This is a genomic window from Qipengyuania thermophila (assembly GCF_004153605.1).
In the GTDB taxonomy this organism is placed as follows: domain Bacteria; phylum Pseudomonadota; class Alphaproteobacteria; order Sphingomonadales; family Sphingomonadaceae; genus Qipengyuania_B; species Qipengyuania_B thermophila.
In genome coordinates this window covers 84,894-107,584 of sequence record NZ_SDSI01000001.1, presented here as the reverse complement: position 1 = coordinate 107,584, position 22,691 = coordinate 84,894, and the positions used below count along the sequence as shown (strand labels likewise).

Genomic DNA, 22,691 nt, shown 5'->3' with positions numbered 1-22,691 from the left:
GCCATGTGGGCGTGTGGAGCCGGAAAGTCAACCAGCGATACCTTGGCGGCCGCCGCGCGTGGCTGCGTCCCCCGGGGATCAGCCGCGCCACGTCCGCCGTTCTTCGGCCGCCTTCAGAACCTCGTAGGCGAGCTGGAGCCGGCGGAACTGCTGCGCCGCGTCGGCGTCGTCGGGGCGGACATCGGGATGGACGAGCTTGGCGCGTTCGCGCCACGCCCGCTTGACGGCGGCCATGTCGGCGTCGGCGTCGAGGCCGAGCACACCGAGCGCCCGCATCTCGTCGGCCGAGCGCGAGCCGTCGCCATCGCTTGCCCAGCCGTAGTGCTGCGCCCGCGCATAGCCGTCGGCCGTGTGCCGTTCAGAGCGGACGCGCTGTTCGCGTTCCTCCGCCTCGAGACCGGCGAAGTAGTCCCAGCGGCTGTTGTATTCGGCGGCGTGCCGGCGGCAGAAATGCCACCGCTCCGTGCTGTTGGGCGCCTTGGGTGCGGGGCAATCGCCCGGTTCCTCGCACCCGTGCCGGTCGCAGAGACGCACCTGTGCCGCTTCGCGAGAGCTGCCGTAGCCGCGCCAGCGAGGAAATCCCCAGTCGAGGGATCGACGTGAACTGCTCACGAGATGCACCGGAACGGCATCGGCGCAGCATAGGACCCGCGCATGTTCAAGACCAGCCGTTCCACTGCTGCCGAAAGGCGGGCCGCACCCGTGGCGGTGCGGCCCCGTCCGTTCAATTGATGACGACGGTGACGGCGCGCCGGTTCTGCGCCCAGGCAGCCTCGGTGGAGCCGAGCGCTACCGGCCGCTCCTTGCCGTAGCTGACCGTGCGGATGCGGCTGTCGGCGATCCCCAGGCCGACCAGATAGTTGCGCGCCGCGTTCGCCCGGCGTTCTCCGAGCGCGAGGTTGTATTCGCGCGTGCCGCGCTCGTCGGCATGACCCTCGATCGTGACCGTGACGTTCGGGAACTGCCGCAGGTATTGCGCCTGCGCCTGCAGGGCCGCCTGGTCGGCGGAGTCGATGTTGTACCGGTCGGTGTCGAAGTAGATCACCGTCTGGCCGCCCACTGTCTGCTCGAAATGCGCCTGGGTCCCGGGCTGCGCCGCGCCGCCGGTGCCGGTGCCGACGCCGGTGCCGGGCGCCGTGGAGGGCGGAACGGGCGTGGGTGGCAGTTCCTCGGGCGCGCGGCTGCGGCATCCGCCAAGCACCAGGGTGCCCGCCGCCAGGGCCATGACCAGATGGTGTGATTTCAGCATGTCGATCCTTCCCCAGTTGTGGATGATGTGCGCCGCGGCGCAGGATTGGAACGGTTCACGGCAGGATCGGTCCCCATGCAGGGTCCGACCCGTCCACCGGCGTCGGCAGCTGCCGCTCGTTGCGGCCGGTGAGATCGACCTGCCACAATGCCGTGCGGCCGGACCCGCGCTCGGTCCGGAAGAACTGGATGATGCGACCGTTCGGCGACCATGTCGGCGCCTCGTCCTGCCAGCTGTTGGTGAGATGGCGCAGGTTGCGGCCATCAGGCGTCATCGTGGCGATGCGGAAATTGCCGGCGATGTGGGTGAAGGCGATCTGGTCGCCGCGCGGGCTCCACTCCGGGGTGGCCGCGCGTCCGCCGTGAAACGAGATGCGCCGCTGGTTCGAGCCGTCCGCGTTCATGATGTAGATCTGCTGCGACCCGGACCGGTCGGATTCGAACACGATGCTTCGCCCGTCGGGCGAGTACGACCCGCCCACGTCGATGCCAGGCGCGTCGGTCAGCCGCTCCACCGGACCTCCGGCTGCCGGCACCCGGTAGATGTCGGTGTTGCCGGCCACCGCCATCGAAAACATGATGTAGCGGCCGTCGGGCGACCACCGCGGCGCGATGGTGGGATTGCGGTTCTCCACCACCAGCCGCTGCGTGCCGGTGCCCACGTCATAGACGTAGATGCGCGGATTGCCGTCGACGTAGGACAGGTAGAGCAGCTTGGAATAGTCGGGCGAGAAGCGCGGGGTGAGCGCGGTCGAGCGGCCGTTGGTGATGAAGCGGTGGTTGGCGCCGTCCGAATCCATGATCGCCAGGCGCTTGACCCGGTTGTCCTTGGGTCCGGTCTCGGCGATGTAGGCGATGCGGCTGTCGAAGAACGGGTTTTCGCCCGTGAGGCGCGAATACACGAGATCGGCGCACTTGTGCGCGGCCCGCCGCCATTCGCCCGGCTGGACGACCCAGCCTTCGCGCGCGACCTCCTGCCGCAGCGCCACGTCGTAGAGGTAGCAGCCGATCGTCAGCCGGTTGTCGGCACCTGCCCGGACGAAGCCTTGCAGCAGCATCTCGTTGCCGCGGGCGCTCCAGACGCTGTAGGTCGGCGCGGTGACCTGGGCGAAGCCGGTCTGCGGCAGCGCGTCCGGGCCGACGGGGCGGAACAGGCCGTTGTTGCGCAGATTGTTGTAGATGACCTGCCCGATCGCCCGACCAAGGGCGGCGGTGCCCTGGGCGTTGGCAGGGGTCGGCTGGTCGCGGTCGGTCGCGAAGGCCGGAATGGCGATGGAGAGATCCTGCCACTCGTTCTCGTCGGTGACGGTGAACGTCAGCCCGTCCGCCTGCGGACTGGACGATCCCTGCACCGGAACGCGGTCGACGCCGCCTTCCGGCGGGAGACGCTGGCCAAGATCCTGCGCTTGGGCGAGGACGGGAAGGGTCAGGGCTGCGGAAAGCAGCAGCGCGGCTTTGCCAAGGGCTTTCATCATTGCGATAGGTTCCTGTCGAAACGGGCGCCGGTGATGTTCCGCCAGGCGCTGTAATCCTCCCGCGGGAGGTCGAAGGGCGCCGCCAGTTGCACGGCGCGGATGGCGCGTTCCGCGTGCAGCGCCCGCTGCGCGGCGTTCGCCTCGGTCACGCCGGACTGGCTGACCACCCGCGGCCGTCCGGCAAGGCTGCCATCCTCGTTCAGCGTGAAGGCGAGGATGGTGACGAGCCGTTCCGCGTCCACGCCCTGGGGCGCACTCCAGTGCGGCTTGATCTGGCGGGTGAGCGCCGAGATGATCGACGCTTGCGAGCGTGCGCCGGCGCGCGTGGCGGGTGCGCGCGTCTCGTTGGTGTCCGCGCTGCCCATGCCGGCAAGGAAATCGCTGCCGATGCGGCTCGCCGCCTGACGCTGCGCGGGTGCGGGGCGGGCGGCGGGCGCGGACGGGGCTGCCGGAGCGGTGTTCTGGCGCGCGGTGGGGGCTGCGGCCCGGGTTGCGGGCGGGGCAGGTGCCTGGGCTGCGGGTGCCGGCGCAGGACGAGCCGGCGCGGGCGCCTGTTGCCGGGGCTGGGGCTGGGGCTGGGCGCGCGCCTGAGGTTGCGGCTGGGGCTGCGGTTGCGGACGAGGCGGTGGCGATGCGACGGGCCGCGGCACCGGCTCCGCGATGGCGGGCTGCGGAGGTGCAGGCGGAGCGGCGGGCGGCACCGGGGCAGGCAGCGGCTCGGGGAGAGGAGCGGCCGTTTCGGTGTCCAGCTGCGGGGCCACCGCGGCCCGGCTCGCCGGCACCGGATCGGGCGCCGTGTCCGACCGGCCGACATCCGGCGACAGGTTGACGACCATCCTTTCTTCGCGCGGCATCGGCGTGGGAGCCGGCGCGGGACGAGTGAGGAGAAAGGCGAGCAGCCCGGCATGCAGCGCGGCGGCAACGATCAGACCGACGCGCTCTTCACCGGAGTGGCTCGGGATCGTGCTGGCGACGGCTCTCGGCATGGCAGGGCTCGACGCTAGGGCGCGCTGACTGAACTGTTTGTGACCAGCGAAATGGAGTTCAGGCCCGCCCGGTTCAGCTCGCCCATCACGGCCATCACGTTGCCATAGGGCAGGGTACGGTCGGCGCGCAGCGTCACGGCCGGAGCGGAGCCGGATGACTGGACGGGCGCGAGCGCCGACAGGCGTTCCGCCAGCTCACCGGCGGGCACGACGGTGTCGTCGAGGTAGATCGTCCCGTCGGAGGTCATGGAGATGGTCACCTGTTCCCGGTCCTGAGGCAGCGCCGCGGCCCGGCTGTCGGGCAGATCCACCGCAACCCCGGCCGTCAGCAGCGGCGCCGTCACCATGAAGATGATGAGCAGCACCAGCATGACGTCGACGAAGGGAGTGACGTTGATCTCGGCCATCGGCGCGCGGCCGCCGCGGGCGCCCTTGCGGCGGGTGGTGCCAAGGCTCATCCCCATCAGGCGGCCTCCTGCTCCAGCTCGCGGCTGAGGCTGGCATGCAGTCGGCCGGCGAAGCGCTGCAACCGGGCCTCGAACCGGTTCACCTGGTCGGAGAACCGGTTGTAGGCGACAACAGCCGGGATGGCGGCGAACAAGCCGATCGCGGTGGCGAACAGCGCTTCGGAAATGCCGGGCGCCACGACCGCCAGCGAGGACGATTCCTGGGCCCCGATCTGGAAGAAGCTGTTCATGATGCCCCAGACGGTTCCGAACAGCCCCACGAACGGCGCCACCGCCCCGACGCTGGCGAGAAAGGTGAGCCGCTGCGACAGGGCATCGGCTTCCTCGGCAATCTGGTTGTCCATCGCCGTGGCGATCCGTTCGCGGGCGGCGACCTGATCGACGGCGCCCGCCTTCACCGACTGGCGCAGTTCCGCAATCGCCGCCTCGGCCACCCGTGCGGGCGGGATGTCGCGCCGGCGCCGGGCCGACTGGACAGTCTCGAAATCGCCGGTGCGCCAGAAATCGTGCTCGAACCGCGTGCTGTCGGCTCGCAGGCGACGCATGCGCAGGACGAAAGCGACGATGATGCCCCAGACCCAGATGCTCGCCACCACCAGCCCGATCATGACGAGCTTTACGACGATGTCGGCCTGGAGAAACAGTTCGAGCGGGTCGAGGCTCGTCGGCGCCGCGGTGAGAAGGAAACGGTCAAACATGCTGGGATCAGGGCCTCGCAGGCTGGGCGGTGACAAAAGCGGTGAAGCGGGCATGCCAGTCCGCCGGCTGACGCCGCGGGCGGCCGCTCGGCGAGACGAAGCCGACGCGCAGGGTCGCGTCCGCGCACAGCGTCTCGCCGATAAAGGCCTGCTGCGCCATGCGGCAGCTGGCGGCGCGCAGTTCGGTGCAGCGGGTGACGATCAGCACGTCGTCGTCGAGCCGGGCGGGGCTGAGGAAACGCAGGCCGAGGTCGGCGACCGCCCATGCCCCTTCGCCGGCTTCGACTGCCGCGCGTTGGTCGATGCCCAGGCGGCGCAGCAGGTCGGACCGGGCCCGCTCGAACCAGCGCAGGTAGTTGGCGTGGTAGGCCACCCCGGACAGATCCGTATCCTCGTAGTAGACGCGCACGGCATACAGATGCCGGTCGCCGTCGATGACGCCGTCGGGGAGGGCGGGTGCAGGCGGTGGCGCGGAATGGGTGTGCATGTGCGGCCCACCCCTAGCCGAGGGCAGCAGCCGGGGGCAACCCGGCCACGCCGCGCATGGCCGATGCCCTATCGCGCGAGCATGGGGCCGAGCGGAGCGCCACCGAACAGGTGCACGTGGAGGTGCGGAACCTCCTGTCCGCCATGCCCGCCGACATTCGCCAGCAGGCGGTAGCCGGGCGCGACGAGCCCGTGCGCCCGCGCCACCGCTCCTACGGCGCGGATGAAGCCGGCGATCTCCTCGGCGTCCGCCCGCGCGGAGAAATCGTCCCAGCTGACATAGGGGCCGCGCGGCACGACAAGAATGTGCACGGGCGCCTGGGGGTTTATGTCGTGAAAGGCAATGGCCCATTCGTCCTCGTGCACGATCCGCGCCGGCAGCTCCCCGCGCAGGATCCGGGCAAAGATGTTGCCGTGGTCATAGGGTTGCGTCGCATCAATCGGCATCGCGTTCACTCCGCATGGCTTTCTCCTCCAGCCCGGAGACACCCTCCCGCCGGGCCAGTTCATTGAGCACGGCGTCGAACGGCACCTCCCGGGCGGACAGCAGGATGAGGAGATGGAAGATCAGGTCGGCCGCCTCGCCGACCGTCTCCTCGTGGCTGCCCGACAGCGCGGCGACGACCGTCTCCACCGCTTCCTCGCCCAGCTTGCGGGCGATCACCGGAAGCCCGCGCCGGTGCAGCGCCGCCACGTAGCTTTGCGCATCGTCCGCCGCGCGGCGCCGCGCGATGGCGGCCTCGAGCCGCGAGAGAATGCGGGGATCAGCCACGGGCCGGCAATCCGGCCGCACGCAGGGCGGCATGCGCCTCGCGCACGGTGTGCTGGCCCCAGTGGAAGATCGAGGCGGCCAGCACGGCGCTGGCGTGTCCCTTCGTGACGCCGTCGACCAGGTGCTGCAGGGTTCCCGCGCCGCCGCTGGCCACGACCGGCACCGGCACCGCGTCGGCCACGGCACGCGTGAGTTCGAGGTCGTAGCCCTCACGCGTCCCGTCGCCATCCATCGAGGTCACCAGCAGCTCCCCCGCGCCCAGATCGGCAAGCCGGCGCGCGTGCTCGACCGCGTCGAGACCCGTGGCCCGGCGCCCCCCATGCGTGAACACTTCCCATCCGCGCGCGTCGCCGCTGGTCACGGCGCGGGCGTCGATGCTGGCGACGACGCACTGGCTGCCGAAACGGTCGGCCAGCCGGGCGACGAGATCGGGGTCGGCAACGGCGGCGGAGTTGACCGCCACCTTGTCGGCGCCAGCCAGCAGCAGCGCCCGCGCATCCTCCACCGTCCGCACGCCGCCGCCTACGGTCAGCGGCATGAAGCAGACCTCGGCCGTGCGCCGCACCACGTCGAGCAGCGTGCCGCGCCCCTCGTGGCTGGCCGAGATGTCGAGGAAGCACAGTTCGTCGGCGCCGGCCTGGTCATAGGCGCGCGCCTGCTCGACCGGATCGCCCGCGTCGCGCAGCTCGACGAAGTTGACGCCCTTCACCACGCGGCCGTCCGCCACATCGAGACAGGGGATGACGCGGATGCGGACCGTCATGACGCGCGCCCGGCCAACGCCAGCGCGGCGCCGAGATCCAGACGGCCGTCATACAGCGCGCGGCCCGTGATCACCCCCTCGATGCCGTCGGCCGCGTGCAGGGAAAGGAGGTAGATGTCGTCCAGCCCCTTCACTCCGCCGCTGGCGATTACGGGAAGGCTGACCGCGCGGGCCAGTTCCACCGTTGCATCGACGTTGACCCCTTTCAGCAGCCCGTCGCGGCCGATGTCGGTGAACAGCAGCGCCGCAACGCCGGCGTCCTCGAACCACCGCGCCATGTCGGCGACGGGGACGTCCGACACGTCGGCCCAGCCGTGTGTCGCCACCATCCCGTCACGCGCGTCCACCGCCACCACGATGCCGTTCTCCCACGTGCGGGCCATGTCCCGCACGAACGGCGGGTCGCTCAGGGCTGCGGAGCCGATCACGACCCGCGACACGCCCGCCGAGAACCACCGTTCCACCGCCTGCGCGTTGCGGATGCCTCCGCCAAGCTGCACGTGGCCGGGAAAGGCGTCGATGATGGCCTCCACCGCGGCAGCGTTGCGGCTCTCTCCGGCGAACGCCCCGTCGAGATCGACCACGTGGAGATGCTGCGCGCCCGCTTCCGCAAAGGCGCGAGCCTGCGCGGCCGGATCGCCGCCATAGACCGTCGCGCGGGCCATGTCGCCTTCGGACAGGCGCACGACCTGACCATCCTTGAGGTCGATGGCCGGAAACACGATCATGGTCGCCACTCCAGAAACCGCTCGAGCAGGCCGATGCCGTAGCGCTGGCTCTTCTCAGGATGGAACTGCACCCCGAGCATGTTGTCGCGTCCCACGGCCGCCACCAGCCCGCCGCCATGGTCGGTCATCGCGGCGATGTCGCGGCCGCTCACCGGATGAAAGGCATAGGAGTGCAGGAAGTACGCCTCCCCGTCGACGAGCAGTTCGGCGGGGCCGGGGTGCGGCATCGGCACGACATCGTTCCAGCCCATGTGCGGCACCTTGACCGTCGGATCCGCGGGATCGATCCGGCGCACGGTCCCCGGGATCCAGTCCAGCCCGGCGCTTTCGCCGTGTTCTTCTCCCGTCGTGGCGAGCAGTTGCATGCCGACGCAGACGCCGAGAAACGGCACCCCGCCGCCGCGCACCCGGTGGTGCAGCGCCTCGATGACCCCGTCTGCCGCGCGCAGGCCGGCGGCGCAGGCGGCAAAGGCGCCGACACCGGGCAGGACGATCCGGTCGGCCCTGGCGATCACATCCGCGTCGGCGCTCACCGTGACCGTCGCCCCCGCAACCCGCAACGCGTTGACGACAGAATGAAGGTTGCCGCCGCCGTAGTCGACGAGGCAGACCGCGGCGTTGTCAGCCACCGAGCTGTCCCTTGGTGGACGGCACCGCCTCGCCCTTGCGGCGGTCCTTTTCGACCGCCTGGCGCAGCGCGCGGGCAAACCCCTTGTAGATTGCCTCGCAGACGTGGTGGTTGTTGGTGCCGTACAGCACCTCCACATGCAGGGTGATGCCCGCCGTCTGCGCGATGGAGTGGAACCAGTGCTCGATCAGTTCCGTGTCCCATTCGCCCAGCTTGGCCTGGGTGAAGCCGGCGCGCCAGACGAGGTAGGAGCGCCCCGAGAGGTCCAGCGCCACCCGCGCCAGCGTCTCGTCCATCGGCGAATAGGCGTGGCCGTACCGCCCGATCCCGGCCTTGTCGCCGAGCGCCTTGAGCAGCGCCTGCCCGAGCGCCAAGGCGCTGTCCTCGGTCGTGTGGTGCTGGTCAACGTGAAGGTCGCCTTCCACCTTCATGGTGATGTCGATGAGCGAGTGCTTGGCGACCTGCTCCACCATGTGATCGAGAAAGCCGATCCCGGTGGCCACGTCGTAGCGGCCCGTTCCGTCAAGATCGACCGCGACCTCGATGCGGGTTTCGGCGGTGTGGCGGGAGATGGTGGCGCTGCGCATGATGGGTGGGGCTATAACGGCTGCGTGCGGCAATCCAAGCGCTGCATTCGTGCTTGACCGGGGGCGGCGGGCAGGTCACGACACATCCATGAGCGAGGAGCCACGCGACAGCCTGATCCCTTACGACACGATCGTGCAGGAGGCGCTGCGCGCCGTGGTCGGCCGGGTTCTGTCGATCGTGGAGGACAGCGGCGGCGTGCTGCCGGGTGCGCACCACTTCTACATCACCTTCAAATCGGGCGCTCCCGGTGTGGACATCCCGCCGCATCTGCGCGAGCGGTTCCCGGACGAAATGACGATCGTCCTGCAGAACAAGTTCTGGGATCTCACGGTGGACGAGCTGGGCTTCAGCGTCGGCCTGTCCTTCAACCAGCGTCCGGCCAAGCTCACCATTCCCTTCGCGGCGGTGACCCAGTTCGTCGATCCTGCGGTCGATTTCGGGCTGCATTTCCAGGCCGTCGCCGCCGATCCCGAACCTCACGGCGCCTCCGACAGCGTCAATGACGGGGGGGAACCGGCCTCCGCGCCCACGGTTGAACAGGGCGAGGACGGCTCGAACGTCGTCACGGTCGATTTCGGCCGCAAGAAGTAGGCGCCGGGCGCGAACACTCTCCCGGCCAAGGTGCATGGGATGACGTGATGACGAGGAACGCCACCGGGCAGCACGGGCGCAAGGGCGGACGGCGGGGAGCCGCCGGCGCAAGCGACGAGCGGGACGAGCATGTCACCGACATGGCGGGGCGCCAGCTCAGCCGCCTGACGAAGCCGCTGGCGCGCAGCGACGGGCCGGGAACGCTCGGGCTGTCGCCCAATCCGGCCACCAACATGTTCATGGCCGACATCGCGATGCGCGGCATCTCGCAGCTGATGCGCAACACCGTGCACAAGTCGGTCCTGCAGAACCGGTATGACGACACGCAGGCCAAGCGGATCGTGGAGAAGAAGTCGATCCTGCGCACGCTGGCGCTGGCGGGGGCGAGCCGGGTCGCGACCCGGTCGGTGCCGGGCGCGGCGCTGGTCGGCGGCACGCTGCTGGCCAAGGCGCTGTACGAACGGAGCCAGGCCCGGCGGAAGGGCAAAGCCAAGGCGCAGCGGGAGGGTGAAGACACCCTGGCCAGCATGGCCGATTGAACACGGGGGGCGCGCTGCCAGCGGCCCCTTGCGCAAGGCGGCCGGTTTGCGCCAACAGCGGCTATGCCTCCTGACAGCGTGCCCGCCAGTCGTGACCAGCTTCAGCGCCGCGGCCTGATGTTCATCCTCTCCTCGCCCTCCGGCGCGGGCAAGACCACCGTTGCGCGCAGCCTGCTGGAGAATGACAGCGACATCCGCCTGTCGGTGTCCGTCACGACCCGGCAGCCGCGACCGGGCGAGGTCGACGGGCGCGACTACCACTTCGTCACGGAAGCGGCGTTCCGCCGCATGGTCGACGATGGCGAACTGCTCGAATGGGCGGAGGTGTTCGGCCACCTGTACGGCACGCCCAAGGCGCAGATCAAGGCCGGGCTGAAGGCGGGACAGGACTTCCTGTTCGACATCGACTGGCAGGGAACGCAGCAACTCTATCAGAGGATGGAGGTGGACGTCGTCCGCGTGTTCCTCCTGCCCCCCTCGATCGCGGCGCTGGAGGAACGGCTCCGCTCACGCGGATCGGACAGCGAGGACGTGGTCCAGTACCGCATGGCCCGCGCCCGCTCTGAGATCAGCCACTGGGACGGCTATGACTACGTGGTCGTCAACGACGACTTCGACCGGTGCTTTGCCGCCGTGCACGGCATCCTGAAGGCGGAGCGGCTCAGGCGGGCGCGGCAGACCGGGCTGGTCGATTTCGTGCGCGGCCTGATGGGGTGAGGGCCGTATCCATCGGCCCCCTGTCCTCTCACCGCCCCGACGGATCGACGAAGTTTCCAGCCCCGACATTCGCGTTCACGACCCCGCCGTCGATGGGGATCGTCGTGCCTACCACATAGTCGCCCGCGCGGCTGAGCAGGTAGATCGCGCCCGCCGCCATGTCCTCGGTCACGCCGACCCGGCGCGCCGGAATGCCGCGGCTGACCATCTCCTCGTTGTCGCGGGCGGCGCGGTTCATGGCGGACGGAAACGCTCCGGGACCGATGCCGTTGACGACGATGTTGTCGCGGATCAGCCGCGCGGCCATCCGGCGGGTGAGGTGGATGAGGCCCGCCTTCGACGCCTGATAGGGATAGGTTTCCCACGGATTGCTCTTCATCCCGTCAATCGACGCGATCATGAGCACCTTGGCCGGGCGGTCGGGCGAGGCGGCGGCTTTCAGCAGCGGGTAGAGCTTCTGCGTCAGGAAGAAGGGCGTCTTGAGGTTCAGGTCCATCGTCCGGTCCCAGCCGGCCTCCGGAAATTCCTCGAACTCCGCGCCCCACGCCGCGCCTGCATTGTTGACGAGCAGATCGAGCCGGTCCTCGCGCGCGGCCAGCTCGTCCGCGAGCCGCTGGATGCCGTCCATCTGGCTGAGATCGCCGACAAGGCCGATCACCTTGCCGCCCAGCGCGTCGACGGTTTCCTCCACCTGCTCCGCCTTGCGGGCGACGATGTAGACCCACGCCGCGCCCGCGGCGAGCAGGCCTTCGACGATCATCCGCCCGATGCCGCGCGATCCGCCGGTGACGAGCGCCACCCGGCCGTCGAGGGAGAAAAGGTCTGTAAGGTTCATTGAGGTGAACTCCGCTTGTTCTCAGCCAGTCAGCCGCCGTGCGTCGAGCCGCGCCTGGGGACCTGCATCCGCCCGGCGGATCAGTATCCGCTCAGCGCCGCGACCCGTCCGGCATGATAGTGCTCGTCGCCCAGGAACTCCGCCAGCGCCCGGTCACGCTTCATGTAGAAGCCGATGTCGTATTCATCGGTCATGCCGATGCCGCCATGCATCTGCACGCCCTCCTGAACCGCCAACCGCGCCGCCTTGGCAACCTTGGCCTTGGCGACGCTTGTCATCAGGTCGGCCTGCTCGGCGCCGGCATCGAGCAACTGCGCCGCTTTCATCACTGCCGCCCTGGCGATCTCCACCTCCGCATAGAGATGCGCCGCCCGGTGCTGCAGGGCCTGGAACTCGCCGATGAACCGGCCGAACTGCTTGCGCTGCTTGAGATAGCCGACCGTCATGTCCATGGCGCCGCGCGCGACGCCCACCCCTTCGGCCGCTGCGCCGACACGCCCGGCACGGAGCATGGCGTCGAGCACCACCCGGCCGCCGTCGACTTCGCCGATCACCGCGTCGCCGTCGAGTTCCACGCCGTCGAAGCGGGTGTGTGTCGCCACCGAACTGTCGACCAGCCGCACCGGCTGGTGCTGCATTCCGTTGGCATCGCGCGGGACGGCGAACAGGGTGATGCCGTCGGTTTCACCGTCCTCGCCGGAGGTGCGCGCCGCGACCACGATCATGTCGGCGCTCGCCCCGTGCAGCACGAAGTCCTTCTGACCCGTCAGGCGGAATCCGTTGCCCGAACGCTCGGCGCGGCAGGCGATGCGCTCGGGGCGGTGTTTCGGCCCCTCGTCGATCGCGGCGGAGTAGACGGTCTCGCCCGAAAGCAGGCCGGGCAGCCAGCGCCCGCGCACATCGTCGCTGCCATGGCGCAGCGCGCTGGCGACCAGCACGGAGGTGGCGAGGAAGGGCGAGGGCGTGAGGTTGCGGCCGACCTCCTCGAGGAGGATGCCCGCCTCGACATGGCCCATGCCAAGACCGCCGTCCTCTTCCGCGACGAGGATGCCGGTGAACCCCATCTCCGCGAACTGCCGCCACAGCGCATGCCCGAACCCGTCGGGGCAGTCGCGGTCGCGCCAGTGCCGCAGCTGCCGGGCAATGCCGCCTTCCTCCGCCATGAACGGCGCAACGGTGTCGTGCAGCATCTGCTGGTCGTCGGTGTGGTAAAGCGGCATCCTCTTGTCCCTTCCGTCATCAGCCGATCGTCGGCCGATGCGCACTCGTCCTCTGCTGTGATCGCGCCGGCGGCGCCCCTTAACCGCCCGGCAGGTCGAGGATGCGCTTGGCGACGACGTTCAGCATGATCTCGCTGGTGCCGCCCTCGATGCTGTTGGCCTTGGTCCGCAGCCAGTCACGCGCCGGCTTGCCGCCCGCGGTTTCCTCGCTGTCCCATTCCAGCGCGCGCGAGCCTCCGACCGCCATCATCAGCTCGTGGCGCCGCTTGTTCAGTTCCGTTCCGGCGTACTTCATCATGTTCGGCTGCGCCGGGTGGGCCTTGCCGACCTTGACCTCGTCGAGAAACTTCTCGCCCATGCACGCGTAGGCAAGCGCGTCGACGTCGAACTGGGCAAGCTCGGCCCTCAGCAGCGGGTCGAGACTGCCGCCGCCGCCCTCGGCCACCCGCTTCATCGCGGCCCCTATTCCTGCGGTGCGCTCGGAACTGTCCGCGCCCGAGATCATCTCGCGCTCGTGGCCGAGAAGGTATTTGGCCACGTCCCAGCCGCGATTGACCTCGCCCACCTGCGCGGGGATGTCCTCGCCGTAGCTTTTGGGCACCTTCACGTCGTCGAAGAACGTCTCGCAGAAAGGGCTCGATCCGCTGATGAGCTTGATCGGCTTGGTCGACACGCCGGGCGTCGTCATGTCGAACAGCATGAAGGTGATGCCGCGATACTTGTTCTCCCGATCCGTGCGTACGAGGCAGAAGATCCAGTCGCACTTGTCCGCGTAGGAGGTCCACACCTTCTGGCCGTTGACGAGCCAGTGGTCGCCCCGGTCCTCGCCGGACGTCTGCAAGGAGACGAGGTCCGATCCGCTGCCCGGTTCCGAATAGCCCTGGCACCAGCGGACCTCGCCGCGGGCGATTTCGCGGAGGAACCGCTGCTTCTGTCCCTCGGTGCCGAAGTGCAGCAGGGCCGGTCCGAGCATCCAGATGCCGAAGGAGGACAGCGGCGGGCGGGCGCCGATGCGGGCCATCTCCTCGCGCAGCACCTTGGCTTCCGGCGGCGACAATCCCGCGCCGCCATACTCCTTGGGCCAGGCCGGAACGGTGTAGCCCTTGTCGCGGCACGCCTCGAACCAGACCCGCTGCGCCTCGCTGGCGAAGCGGGCGTCGCGCCCGCCCCAGTAGATGTCGTCCTCGGACCGGACCGGCTCGCGCATCTCGGGCGGACAGTTCTGTTGCAGCCAGGTGCGGGTCTGTTCACGAAACTGGGTCAGGTCGGCCATGATCCTCATCCTTCAGCCCGCCGCGTCGCCCCGCGGCCGGCAGACACTAGGCCGCGTCATCAGGGCTCCGCAACCCCGCGATGGCCTTCGCCCGGATGCCGTAGCGTCATTGCGCCCGCCATTGACGGTGCTCCGGCGCGCCCTAGGCTTGGACCGGCAAGCTGCGGGAGTCGGCATGGAGCAGGCGGTGCGGGATGAGGAGCTGGCAGGAACGCCGCGCCGCGGCGCGGCGCCAGCGTCCGCGGCGCAGCCGCTCCCCCTCCGGATCAAGCTTGCCAACGGGTTCGGAGCCGTGGCCTTCGGCGTCAAGGACAACGGTTTTGCCGTGTTCCTGCTGCTCTACTACAATCAGGTGCTCGGCATGCCAGCGGCCACCGTCAGCCTCGCGCTGATGCTGGCGCTGTTCATCGACGCGTGCATCGATCCGCTGCTCGGCAACCTGTCCGACCGCACCTACACAAGCTGGGGCCGGCGCCTGCCGTGGATGTATGCGGCGGCCGTGCCGCTCGGCATCATGTGGTCGGTCCTGTGGGCCTTTCCCGGCGAGGAGCCGTCCTTCTGGCGGCTGCTGGCGGTTGCGGTCACGGTGCGGCTGCTGCTGTCGATGGTCGAGGTGCCCTCCGCCGCCCTCGTGCCGGAACTCACCCGCGACTATGACGAACGGACCGACCTGTTCCGCTGGCGCGGGCTGCTGGGGTGGGCGGGCGGGCTGCTGATGCTCCTGCTCGCCTATGGCGTGTTCCTGTCGGGCGGGATGCTGGACCCGGACGGCTATGCCGCGTTCGGCATCTTCGGCGGCGCGCTCATCACGGTCTCGGTGCTCGGATCGGCGCTGGCGCAGCACCGGCGGGTGGCCGGATACCCGGCCCATCGGCACGCCCCGTTCTCCTTCCGCGGCGCGTTCTCCGAAATCCGCGAGGCGTTTTCCGAACGCGCCTTCGTGATCCTCGCCGCCGGCTCGGTGGCCGCCTATGTGAGCCAGGGCATCACCTTCGCGCTCATCAACTACCTGTATCTCTATGTCTGGCAGTTCACCCCGGGCGCGTTCAACATCCTGCCCTTCGTCCTGTTCGCCAGCATCGTCGCCGTGTTTCTCACCGTGGGGCCGCTCCACCGCCGCTGGGGCAAGGCGGTGACGGCGTCGCGGATCGTGCTGCTCGGCGTGGCCTGCTGGCTTACGCCCTACACGCTGTTTCTCCTCGGGTTCTGGCCGGAACCGGGCGGTGTGGCATCCACGGTCCTGATCTTCGGCTTCCTGCTGGTGGCGAACTGGGCCAGCGTGGTGGTTCTGCTGTCCGGGTCGTCGATGGTGGCCGAAATCGTCGAGGCCTTCGAGGAGCGGACCGGAAGGCGTGCGGAGGGGTCGTTCTACGCCGGCAACTGGTTCATCCAGAAGTGCGCCGGCGGGATCGGCATCTTCGCGGCCGGGCTGATCGTCGCCTTCGCCGGCCTGCCGGAGGGCGCGGTGCCCGGCGCGGTCGACGGCGCCGTCATCGATCGCCTGATCCTTGTCTTTGCCGCCGTGTCGCTGGTGCTGGCGGTGGTGACGTCGTTCTGGCTGGCGCGGTTTCCCATCAACCGCGCCGATCACGAGGCGCGGCTGGCGGCGCTCGCCGCCGCGGGGCACAATCCGGGCGCGAGCACGCCGGGCGTGCCCTGAGCGGGTTGCGCCCGGCGCGCGGACACGGCATCCCGTGCCCACAACAGAGAGGACGCACAGCCATGGATTTCCACCCCACCGAGCGGCAGCAACACTGGCAGGGGCGCGTGCGCGACTTCATCACCCGGCACGTCCGTCCCGCCGTGCCCGTCTATGACGAGCAGGACCGCGCGGGCGAACGGTGGAAGGTCATCCAGGTCGTCGAGGATCTGAAGAAGGAGGCACGGCGGCAGGGCATCTGGAACCTGTTCATGCCGCCGCGCAACGCCGGCCACCAGCATGTCGACGACAGCTTCGAGTTCGACGGGCCGGGGCTGACCAATCTCGAATATGCCTTGTGCGCCGAAGAGATGGGCCGGATCGGCTTCGCCAGCGAAGTGTTCAACTGCTCGGCGCCCGACACCGGCAACATGGAAGTGCTGCACCGCTACGGAACGGCCGAGCAGAAGGAGAAGTGGCTGCGTCCGCTGATGAACGGCGAGATCCGCTCCGCCTTCCTCATGACCGAGCCTCAGGTCGCCTCATCCGATGCGACCAACATCGAGTGCCGCATCGAGCGGGACGGCGACGAATACGTCATCAACGGCCGCAAGTGGTGGTCGAGCGGAGCCGGCGACCCGCGCTGCAAGATCGCCATCCTCATGGGCAAGACCGACACCAGCGCCAGCCGCCATGCGCAGCAGTCGATGGTGCTGATGCCGCTGGACGCGCCGGGCGTGACCGTGCTGCGCCATCTGCCCGTGTTCGGCTATGACGACGCCCCGCATGGGCACATGGAAATCGAGCTCAGGGACGTGCGGATCCCGGCCGAGAACATGCTGCTGGGCGAGGGGCGCGGGTTCGAGATCGCGCAGGGCCGTCTGGGGCCGGGACGCATCCACCACTGCATGCGGACGATCGGGGTCGCGGAAGAGGCGCTGGAGAAGATGTGCCGCCGGCTGCAATCGCGCGAGGCTTTCGGGAAGCCGATCTACAAGCATTCCGTGTGGGAAGAGCGGGTCGCCAGGGCGCGCATCGACATCGAGATGACCCGGCTCCTGTGCCTGAAAGCGGCCGACATGATGGACAAGGTCGGCAACAAGGCGGCCGCGCAGGAAATCGCGATGATCAAGGTGCAGGCGCCGGTGATGGCGCTCAGGATCATCGACGATGCCATTCAGGCGCATGGCGGCGGGGGTGTCTCCGATGATTTCGGCCTCGCGCGCGCCTATGCCCACCAGCGCACGCTGCGGCTCGCCGACGGGCCGGACGAAGTGCACGCGCGGGCCATTGCGCGGATCGAGTTCGCCCGCCACGCGGCCCGACCGGACGGCAATGACGGTGTCGGTGCGGGCCTTGCGGCCGGCAGCGGCGGCGGCAGCGCGGGCGCGAGCGCCGCATGAGCCGGGCGGCGGTTCTGGAGCGGACGGGGGAGCCGCTTGTCCTCGACACGCTGACAGTCGACAAGCCGGGTCCGCGGGAGGTGCTGATCCGCACCGCGGCCTGCGGCCTGTGCCATTCGGACCTGCACTTCATCGACGGCGCCTATCCCCATGCCCTGCCGTGCGTGCCGGGCCACGAGGCGGCGGGCGTGGTCCTCGAGGTCGGTTCGGAGGTGCGGACCGTGAAGGCCGGCGATCACGTCGTCACCTGCCTGTCGGCTTTCTGCGGACATTGCGAATTCTGCGTGACGGGCCGCATGGCACTGTGTCTTGGCGGCGAGACGCGGCGTTCGCCTCAGCAGCCGCCGCGCCTTCGCCGGGGCGACGGTCCGGTGCACCAGATGCTCAACCTGTCGGCGCTGGCGGAAACGATGCTCGTGCACGAACACGCCTGCGTCGCCATCGACCGGGACATGCCGCTCGACCGGGCGGCCGTGATCGGCTGCGCGGTGACGACCGGCGCCGGGGCGGTGTTCAACGCCGCGCGGCTGGTTCCGGGCGAGACGGTGGCGGTCATCGGCTGCGGCGGGGTCGGGCTCGCCGCCATCAACGCGGCGAGGATCGCGGGAGCGGGGCGGATCGTGGCTGCCGATCCGCAGCCTGAGAAGCGGGCGCTGGCCGAGGTGCTGGGGGCAACTGACACAGTGGATGCCCTCTCCCCGACGGCCGCAGAGGAGATCGTGGCGCTCACCAAGGGCGGCGTCGACCATGCCATCGAGGCGGTCGGCCGGCCGGAGTCGGCGGCCCTTGCGGTCAAGGCGCTGCGCCGTGGAGGAACGGCAACCATCCTCGGCATGATGCCGCTCGACTGCAAGGTGGGGCTGTCCGCGATGGATCTGCTCAGCGGCAAGCGGCTTCAGGGCGCCATCATGGGCATGAACCGCTTTCCGGTGGACCTGCCGCGGCTGGTCGACTTCTACATGCGCGGACTGCTCGACCTCGACACCCTCGTCGCCGAGCGGATCCCGCTCGCGCAGGTGAACGAGGGTTTCGACCGGCTGCGCGCGGGTCATCAGGCCCGTTCGGTGGTGGTGTTCGGCTGATGGCGGGGATCGACTACGAACAGGAGATGGTCGGCATCATCGACGTGCCCGAGCGCGACCGACTGGACGAGGCCGCGCTGACGGCATGGCTGCGCGACCACGTGGAAGGGTTCGCCGGACCCGTCGCGCTCGCCAAGTTCAAGGGCGGCCAGTCCAACCCGACCTACCGCATCGACACGCCGGGGCGCAGCTACGTGCTGCGCCGACAGCCCTTCGGCAAGCTCCTGCCGAGCGCGCATGCGGTCGATCGCGAATACAGGGTGATGACGGCGCTGGGCCGGACGGGTTTTCCCGTCCCGCGCATGTTCGGTCTGTGTGAAGATGCGACGGTGATCGGATCGAAGTTCTTCGTCATGGAGCTCGTCGACGGACGCAGCCTGTGGAACGGGGCGATGCCCCGCGCGTCCGCCGATGAACGACGCGCGCTCTACCATGCCATGATCGACACGCTGGCCGATCTCCATCTGACGGATGCCGACCCGATCGGTCTCGCCGACTACGGCCGCTCGGAAGACTACTGCGCGCGGCAGATCGCCCGCTGGTCGACCCAGTACCGTTTGTCGGAAACCGAAACGCTGCCGGAGATGGACCGGCTGATCGAATGGCTGCCGCAGACGGTGCCGCCGCAGCACGCCAGTGGGATCGTGCATGGCGACTACCGCCTCGACAATCTTCTGTTCGCTCCCGATGCGCCGCGCGTGGCGGCGGTTCTCGACTGGGAGCTGTCCACCCTCGGCGATCCGGTGGCCGACTTCGCCTACCTCATGCTCAACTGGGTGAACCCGCCCGACGGAAGGGCCGGGATCGGTGGGCTGGACCATGCAGCGCTCGGCATCCCGACCATGGAGGAGGCGGTCGACCGCTATGTCGCGCGGACCGGTTATCCGGTGCCGCCGATGGACTGGTATTTCGCCTACAACCTGTTCCGGCTGGCGGGGATCATGCAGGGGATCAAGAAGCGCGTGATCGATGGCACCGCGTCGTCGGCGCATGCGCGCCAGATGTCCGAACGCGTCGGGCCGCTGGTCCACACCGCCTATCTGTTTGCGCGCCGCGCCGGCCTGCCCTAGAAGGAGCGGCTCCAGCTCAGGAGCAGCCCGGCATCATCCGGAGCGGCGGCGACATGGCCGGGCTGGCGACGGTAGAACAGGCTGGCGCCTGCCTGTCCGTGCCACAGCGTGCCGGCCCACGACAGTTCGCCCGCCAGTTCGCGTCCGCGCGGCACCAGCGGCAGGCGCCGCGACCCCAGCACCGGAGCGGCAGCGGCGTAGTCGTAGTCGACCGGCAGCAGCAGATCGAGGCCGCCCGACGTGACCCGCAGCGGCTGTGACAGGCGCAGGCCGAGCATGTCGTGCGTCTGGAGCACGCCTGTCCGCACAAGGTCGAGCGTGAGCGCGCGGCTCCTGATCGCGCCGGCGCCGCCGGCGGGCGATCCCGTGCCCGTGAACCCGTGGCGCGTTGCCGCCGCGAGGGTCCATCCGCGCGCCGGAGCAAAGGCCAGCCGCGCATCGGCAAAGACGGTGTTCGCGCCTGCAACACCGAGCGCCGGGTGAAAGTAGCCGCCGAGCACCGTCTCGCGCTCGCTCAGCCAGGTCAGCGACCCGGACAGGTCGACGAGGCCGACCGTGCCGTCGAGCGCCAGTGCCAGGGTCGTGGCCGGGCGGCGCTCCCGCCGCTGCGACAGAGTGTCCCAGCCATGTCGGTAACCGCCGAGATACGCGTCTCCGCTCGCCGCGCTGGCTGTCCACGCCCACGGACCGACGTCCTTGCGCAGCGCCACGGCAACCGTGTCCGTGCGGGCAAAGCCGCTGTCGCTGCCGCTCTCCCCGACCATCCGGAACGGCATGGGCGCGCGGCCGTCGAGATGGCGGACAAGCGCGTCGGCGCTGCCCTCCACCGCGAGGCCCAGCGTGGTGGAGCGGGACAGCCGCGCCGCCGCGGTGGCCGCAAGCACGCGGGCGCCGGCGGCTTCCTGAGCCGTGAGCGCGAGCGGCAGCGGCATCGGCGCCACGGACGGACCATGAGCCTCGCCGGGCGCCCCGATCGACACTGCCAGCGCCAGCGGCCCCTCGGAGCCGCCCAGGGAGCGGCCGTGCTGCCCGACCGCCGCGTGCAGCCGCTGCGCCGGCGCGGCGGCGGTCATGCCGCGGCTGAGATCGATGGCGTAGGCGCGACGATACCCATCCGTCAGCACGCTGTTCAGCGCGCCGCGGGCAAGCGCATCGCCCATCGCCGGCGAGGCGACCCCGGTGCTGTCGCCGAGGGCGAGCCGCGTGTCGGAGCCGGCGAGGCTCGTCGCCCCGCGCGGCGCGAAGGCGCGGGCGATGTCGAGGATGCCGCGTCCGTACACCTCGTCGACACCGGCGGCCCCGGCATCCCGGGCGCTGTCGAGGAGGATGCGCACGATATCCGCGCCGGTCAGGTTCGGAAACGCCTGCGCCAGCAAGGCCACCGCGCCCGACACCTGCGGCGCGGCGAAGCTCGTCCCCGAAAACACGGTGACGAAGCGGCGGCCATCGGCCTCGGTCGTGACCCGGATGTCGCCGTTTTCGTACACGCAGCAGATGCCCTGCCCCTGTGCCGACAGGAAGGATGGCGCGCGCGAGCCGGCGCGGTTGCTGAAGCTGGAGAAAGCCCCGTTCTCATCGACCGAGCCGGTGATGATGACATTGGCACCGCCGGCGGTCAGGATGCCGGAGGCGAAGGGATCCGGCTCGGCCGGATTGGCATCCGCGCCGGTTGCGTTCCCGCCATTGCCCGCCGCCACCACGATGACCACGCCTGCCTGCGCCGCGCGGTTGATGGCGTTGCGAAGCGTGACCGTCGGCGTGCCGCCGCCGAGGCTGAGATTGATGACGCGGGCTCCCGCCGCCACCGCCGCATCGACGCCGCGGGCGATGTCGCTGTCGAAGAACTGACATCCTTCCAGCGAGCCGTCCGAACGGCGGGCGCAGGTGCCCGGACGATCGGCGCGCAGCGCCATGATCGTGGCCTGGTGCGCAATGCCGACAACACCGGTGTTGTTCAGCGCCGCCGCGGCCACGAGGGCGACATTGGTGCCGTGATCGTTTTCCGCCTGCACGCTTGCGTTGCCCGCCACATCGCGCGAAGCGGCGGAGATCCGGCCGGTGAATTCCGGGTTGGTCTGGTCGATGCCGGTGTCGACAATGGCGATCGTCTGCCCGCGCCCGGTGATGTTGCTGCGCCATGCCGTCACGGCATTGTGGAACTGCGGTCCGTCAGAGCGGCGCACTTCCGCGGTGTCGAAGTTCGGCGTCGGTGAGGGACTTGGCGACGGAGCGGGCGCCGGCCCGCCGGTGGGGGGAGGCGGGGCCGGGTTGACGCGGCTTCCGCCGCTGCCGCCGCACGCCGACAGCGCCAGCGCCGCCGTTCCGGCGAGAACAAGTCTCAAGCCCACGCCGCACCTGATCCCCATTCCCCGATGTTCCATCTGCTATCCTGCGCGTGTTCTCCTCTGTCACTCGGTCCCAAGCCGTTAACAGGCGCTTAAAGGCGCGGCCGGGTGCGCCGCAGGGTGGGGTGTGCGACGGCGGCTTGCAGGAGGAAAGCGGCGCGCCTACGGCCAAGCATCGACACACCACGAAAGGGGGAAAGGCAGCGATGGTCGGGGATCTGCAGCACCGGATCGAGGCGGCATGGGAGCGCCGCGGCGAACTCGGTCCGGGCGACGGCGAGATCACGGCGGCCGTCAACGCCGCGCTGGACCTGCTCGACAGCGGCGACGCGCGCGTCGCCTCGCCCGATTCCCACGGCGGGTGGACGGTCAACCAGTGGCTGAAGAAAGCTGTGCTGCTGTCGTTCCGGCTCAACGACAACCGGGTGATGAGGAGCGACGGCGACACCGACGGCGTGCCCGGGCCGTGGTTCGACAAGGTGCCGCTGAAGTTTGCCGGCTGGGACGAGGGGCGCTTCCGCGATGCCGGCATCCGCGCAGTGCCCGGCGCCGTCGTGCGGCGCGGCGCCTTCATCGGGCGCGGAACCGTGCTGATGCCGTCCTTCGTCAACATCGGCGCCCATGTCGGCGAGGGGACGATGGTCGACACCTGGGCCACCGTCGGGTCATGCGCCCAGATCGGGCGCAACGTCCACATCTCCGGCGGTGCGGGGATCGGCGGCGTGCTCGAGCCGCTGCAGGCAGAGCCGGTGATCATCGGCGACGGGGCGTTCATCGGCGCGCGCAGCGAGGTCGCCGAAGGGGTTCGTGTCGGAGAGGGTGCGGTGCTGTCGATGGGAGTCTATCTGGGCGCCTCCACCCGCATCATCGACCGGCAGAGCGGGCGCGAGTACCGCGGCGAGGTGCCGCCCTATTCCGTCGTCGTTCCCGGCAGCGCGCCCTCGGCGCGCGAAGGTGGGGGGACGGGCGATCCGCGGCTCTACTGCGCGGTGATCGTCAAGACGGTCGATGCACAGACGCGGAGCAAGACCGCCATCAACGAACTGCTGCGCGACTGATCCGGGCGGGCCATCCACAGAAGCGCCTGCTGGAACCCGGCGGGCGGTGGTCCGTTGCGACGTCACCAAGGGGGCGAAGG

The 22,691-nt window shown here is 69.8% G+C and carries 25 protein-coding genes; 8 read left to right on the top strand and 17 right to left on the bottom strand.

Annotated features, from left to right (window positions below):
• Positions 1–78 precede the first annotated feature (78 nt).
• From ETO60_RS00535 to hisB, 13 genes are all read right to left on the bottom strand, one after another.
• Positions 79–612, bottom strand: coding sequence for a J domain-containing protein (locus tag ETO60_RS00535; protein WP_130001803.1), 534 nt, complete (start codon positions 610–612; stop codon positions 79–81).
• A 112-nt stretch (positions 613–724) separates the two neighbouring features.
• A complete protein-coding gene (gene pal / locus ETO60_RS00530; protein WP_234026240.1) occupies positions 725–1,249 on the bottom strand; it encodes a peptidoglycan-associated lipoprotein Pal in 525 nt (174 codons plus the stop codon).
• A 55-nt stretch (positions 1,250–1,304) separates the two neighbouring features.
• Positions 1,305–2,720, bottom strand: a complete 1,416-nt coding sequence (gene tolB / locus ETO60_RS00525) for a Tol-Pal system beta propeller repeat protein TolB (RefSeq protein ID WP_130002930.1) — start codon at positions 2,718–2,720, stop codon at positions 1,305–1,307.
• Complete coding sequence (locus ETO60_RS00520) at positions 2,720–3,709, bottom strand: TonB C-terminal domain-containing protein (protein WP_130001802.1); 990 nt, start codon at positions 3,707–3,709, stop codon at positions 2,720–2,722. Before ETO60_RS00520 ends, tolB begins: the two co-directional genes overlap by 1 nt.
• Before the next feature lie 14 nt (positions 3,710–3,723).
• Positions 3,724–4,173, bottom strand: a complete 450-nt coding sequence (gene tolR, locus ETO60_RS00515) for a protein TolR (protein WP_130001800.1) — start codon at positions 4,171–4,173, stop codon at positions 3,724–3,726.
• Positions 4,173–4,874 (bottom strand): protein TolQ, encoded by a 702-nt coding sequence (tolQ, locus tag ETO60_RS00510; protein ID WP_130001798.1) that lies wholly within the window; start codon positions 4,872–4,874, stop codon positions 4,173–4,175. Before tolQ ends, tolR begins: the two co-directional genes overlap by 1 nt.
• Before the next feature lie 7 nt (positions 4,875–4,881).
• Positions 4,882–5,361, bottom strand: a complete 480-nt coding sequence (locus ETO60_RS00505) for a YbgC/FadM family acyl-CoA thioesterase (protein WP_130001796.1) — start codon at positions 5,359–5,361, stop codon at positions 4,882–4,884.
• Between the two features lie 68 nt (positions 5,362–5,429).
• The gene (locus ETO60_RS00500; RefSeq protein WP_130001794.1) at positions 5,430–5,807 is read right to left on the bottom strand and encodes a histidine triad nucleotide-binding protein; all 378 of its coding nucleotides are present in this window, start codon (positions 5,805–5,807) and stop codon (positions 5,430–5,432) included.
• A complete protein-coding gene (locus ETO60_RS00495; RefSeq protein ID WP_234026239.1) occupies positions 5,797–6,132 on the bottom strand; it encodes a phosphoribosyl-ATP diphosphatase in 336 nt (111 codons plus the stop codon). Before ETO60_RS00495 ends, ETO60_RS00500 begins: the two co-directional genes overlap by 11 nt.
• Positions 6,125–6,895, bottom strand: a complete 771-nt coding sequence (hisF, locus tag ETO60_RS00490) for an imidazole glycerol phosphate synthase subunit HisF (protein WP_130001791.1) — start codon at positions 6,893–6,895, stop codon at positions 6,125–6,127. The genes ETO60_RS00495 and hisF overlap by 8 nt, the downstream gene beginning before the upstream one ends.
• Positions 6,892–7,623 (bottom strand): 1-(5-phosphoribosyl)-5-[(5-phosphoribosylamino)methylideneamino]imidazole-4-carboxamide isomerase, encoded by a 732-nt coding sequence (hisA, locus tag ETO60_RS00485; RefSeq protein ID WP_130001789.1) that lies wholly within the window; start codon positions 7,621–7,623, stop codon positions 6,892–6,894. The genes hisF and hisA overlap by 4 nt, the downstream gene beginning before the upstream one ends.
• Entirely contained in the window at positions 7,620–8,252 is a 633-nt protein-coding gene (gene hisH, locus ETO60_RS00480; protein ID WP_130001787.1) for an imidazole glycerol phosphate synthase subunit HisH, read from the bottom strand. The genes hisA and hisH overlap by 4 nt, the downstream gene beginning before the upstream one ends.
• The gene (gene hisB / locus ETO60_RS00475) at positions 8,245–8,838 is read right to left on the bottom strand and encodes an imidazoleglycerol-phosphate dehydratase HisB (RefSeq protein ID WP_130001785.1); all 594 of its coding nucleotides are present in this window, start codon (positions 8,836–8,838) and stop codon (positions 8,245–8,247) included. The genes hisH and hisB overlap by 8 nt, the downstream gene beginning before the upstream one ends.
• Positions 8,839–8,926: 88 nt before the next feature.
• Between hisB and ETO60_RS00470 the strand changes: the two genes are divergently transcribed.
• The 3 genes from ETO60_RS00470 (at position 8,927) to gmk (ending at position 10,686) form a co-directional block, all read left to right on the top strand.
• The gene (locus ETO60_RS00470) at positions 8,927–9,430 is read left to right on the top strand and encodes an SspB family protein (protein ID WP_130001783.1); all 504 of its coding nucleotides are present in this window, start codon (positions 8,927–8,929) and stop codon (positions 9,428–9,430) included.
• A 47-nt stretch (positions 9,431–9,477) separates the two neighbouring features.
• Entirely contained in the window at positions 9,478–9,969 is a 492-nt protein-coding gene (locus ETO60_RS00465) for a hypothetical protein (RefSeq protein WP_130001781.1), read from the top strand.
• Positions 9,970–10,032: 63 nt separating this feature from the next.
• A complete protein-coding gene (gene gmk, locus ETO60_RS00460) occupies positions 10,033–10,686 on the top strand; it encodes a guanylate kinase (RefSeq protein WP_234026238.1) in 654 nt (217 codons plus the stop codon).
• A 28-nt stretch (positions 10,687–10,714) separates the two neighbouring features.
• Here gmk and ETO60_RS00455 read toward each other — a convergent pair whose 3' ends face one another.
• The 3 genes from ETO60_RS00455 to ETO60_RS00445 form a co-directional block, all read right to left on the bottom strand.
• Positions 10,715–11,521 (bottom strand): SDR family oxidoreductase, encoded by an 807-nt coding sequence (locus tag ETO60_RS00455; protein ID WP_130001779.1) that lies wholly within the window; start codon positions 11,519–11,521, stop codon positions 10,715–10,717.
• 80 nt (positions 11,522–11,601) lie between these two features.
• Positions 11,602–12,741, bottom strand: coding sequence for an acyl-CoA dehydrogenase family protein (locus ETO60_RS00450; RefSeq protein WP_130001777.1), 1,140 nt, complete (start codon positions 12,739–12,741; stop codon positions 11,602–11,604).
• 79 nt (positions 12,742–12,820) lie between these two features.
• Complete coding sequence (locus tag ETO60_RS00445; RefSeq protein ID WP_130001775.1) at positions 12,821–14,014, bottom strand: acyl-CoA dehydrogenase family protein; 1,194 nt, start codon at positions 14,012–14,014, stop codon at positions 12,821–12,823.
• A 175-nt stretch (positions 14,015–14,189) separates the two neighbouring features.
• Here ETO60_RS00445 and ETO60_RS00440 point away from each other — a divergent pair, with 175 nt between their 5' ends.
• The 4 genes from ETO60_RS00440 to ETO60_RS00425 all read left to right on the top strand — a co-directional run bounded on the left by ETO60_RS00440 (position 14,190) and on the right by ETO60_RS00425 (position 19,208).
• Positions 14,190–15,674: an MFS transporter gene (locus ETO60_RS00440; RefSeq protein ID WP_130001773.1), complete on the top strand. Its 1,485-nt coding sequence runs from the start codon at positions 14,190–14,192 to the stop codon at positions 15,672–15,674.
• A gap of 62 nt (positions 15,675–15,736) precedes the next feature.
• On the top strand, positions 15,737–17,056 hold the full coding sequence (locus ETO60_RS00435; RefSeq protein WP_130001771.1) for an acyl-CoA dehydrogenase family protein: 1,320 nt from the start codon (positions 15,737–15,739) through the stop codon (positions 17,054–17,056).
• On the top strand, positions 17,053–18,138 hold the full coding sequence (locus tag ETO60_RS00430) for a Zn-dependent alcohol dehydrogenase (protein WP_130001769.1): 1,086 nt from the start codon (positions 17,053–17,055) through the stop codon (positions 18,136–18,138). Before ETO60_RS00435 ends, ETO60_RS00430 begins: the two co-directional genes overlap by 4 nt.
• Positions 18,138–19,208: a phosphotransferase family protein gene (locus tag ETO60_RS00425; protein ID WP_130001767.1), complete on the top strand. Its 1,071-nt coding sequence runs from the start codon at positions 18,138–18,140 to the stop codon at positions 19,206–19,208. Before ETO60_RS00430 ends, ETO60_RS00425 begins: the two co-directional genes overlap by 1 nt.
• Here ETO60_RS00425 and ETO60_RS00420 read toward each other — a convergent pair.
• Positions 19,205–21,556: a S8 family peptidase gene (locus ETO60_RS00420; protein ID WP_234026237.1), complete on the bottom strand. Its 2,352-nt coding sequence runs from the start codon at positions 21,554–21,556 to the stop codon at positions 19,205–19,207. The genes ETO60_RS00425 and ETO60_RS00420 overlap by 4 nt on opposite strands.
• Positions 21,557–21,759: 203 nt before the next feature.
• On the opposite strand from ETO60_RS00420, the gene dapD reads away from it, so the two are divergent.
• Positions 21,760–22,611, top strand: a complete 852-nt coding sequence (gene dapD / locus ETO60_RS00415) for a 2,3,4,5-tetrahydropyridine-2,6-dicarboxylate N-succinyltransferase (protein ID WP_130001765.1) — start codon at positions 21,760–21,762, stop codon at positions 22,609–22,611.
• The last annotated feature ends 80 nt before the right edge of the window (positions 22,612–22,691 follow it).

Excerpts from the sequence above, each read along its gene's own strand:
- hisA (WP_130001789.1), bottom strand. The coding sequence starts at position 7,623 with ATGATCGTGTTTCCGGCCATCGACCTCAAGGATGGTCAGGTCGTGCGC.
- pal (WP_234026240.1), bottom strand. The coding sequence starts at position 1,249 with ATGCTGAAATCACACCATCTGGTCATGGCCCTGGCGGCGGGCACCCTG.
- ETO60_RS00500 (WP_130001794.1), bottom strand. The coding sequence starts at position 5,807 with ATGCCGATTGATGCGACGCAACCCTATGACCACGGCAACATCTTTGCC.
- hisF (WP_130001791.1), bottom strand. The coding sequence starts at position 6,895 with ATGACGGTCCGCATCCGCGTCATCCCCTGTCTCGATGTGGCGGACGGC.
- ETO60_RS00505 (WP_130001796.1), bottom strand. The coding sequence starts at position 5,361 with ATGCACACCCATTCCGCGCCACCGCCTGCACCCGCCCTCCCCGACGGC.
- ETO60_RS00425 (WP_130001767.1), top strand. The coding sequence starts at position 18,138 with ATGGCGGGGATCGACTACGAACAGGAGATGGTCGGCATCATCGACGTG.
- ETO60_RS00470 (WP_130001783.1), top strand. The coding sequence starts at position 8,927 with ATGAGCGAGGAGCCACGCGACAGCCTGATCCCTTACGACACGATCGTG.
- tolQ (WP_130001798.1), bottom strand. The coding sequence starts at position 4,874 with ATGTTTGACCGTTTCCTTCTCACCGCGGCGCCGACGAGCCTCGACCCG.
- ETO60_RS00520 (WP_130001802.1), bottom strand. The coding sequence starts at position 3,709 with ATGCCGAGAGCCGTCGCCAGCACGATCCCGAGCCACTCCGGTGAAGAG.
- ETO60_RS00435 (WP_130001771.1), top strand. The coding sequence starts at position 15,737 with ATGGATTTCCACCCCACCGAGCGGCAGCAACACTGGCAGGGGCGCGTG.
- tolB (WP_130002930.1), bottom strand. The coding sequence starts at position 2,720 with ATGAAAGCCCTTGGCAAAGCCGCGCTGCTGCTTTCCGCAGCCCTGACC.
- gmk (WP_234026238.1), top strand. The coding sequence starts at position 10,033 with ATGCCTCCTGACAGCGTGCCCGCCAGTCGTGACCAGCTTCAGCGCCGC.
- ETO60_RS00455 (WP_130001779.1), bottom strand. The coding sequence starts at position 11,521 with ATGAACCTTACAGACCTTTTCTCCCTCGACGGCCGGGTGGCGCTCGTC.
- tolR (WP_130001800.1), bottom strand. The coding sequence starts at position 4,173 with ATGGGGATGAGCCTTGGCACCACCCGCCGCAAGGGCGCCCGCGGCGGC.
- ETO60_RS00430 (WP_130001769.1), top strand. The coding sequence starts at position 17,053 with ATGAGCCGGGCGGCGGTTCTGGAGCGGACGGGGGAGCCGCTTGTCCTC.
- ETO60_RS00465 (WP_130001781.1), top strand. The coding sequence starts at position 9,478 with ATGACGAGGAACGCCACCGGGCAGCACGGGCGCAAGGGCGGACGGCGG.
- hisB (WP_130001785.1), bottom strand. The coding sequence starts at position 8,838 with ATGCGCAGCGCCACCATCTCCCGCCACACCGCCGAAACCCGCATCGAG.
- dapD (WP_130001765.1), top strand. The coding sequence starts at position 21,760 with ATGGTCGGGGATCTGCAGCACCGGATCGAGGCGGCATGGGAGCGCCGC.
- ETO60_RS00440 (WP_130001773.1), top strand. The coding sequence starts at position 14,190 with ATGGAGCAGGCGGTGCGGGATGAGGAGCTGGCAGGAACGCCGCGCCGC.
- ETO60_RS00450 (WP_130001777.1), bottom strand. The coding sequence starts at position 12,741 with ATGCCGCTTTACCACACCGACGACCAGCAGATGCTGCACGACACCGTT.
- ETO60_RS00445 (WP_130001775.1), bottom strand. The coding sequence starts at position 14,014 with ATGGCCGACCTGACCCAGTTTCGTGAACAGACCCGCACCTGGCTGCAA.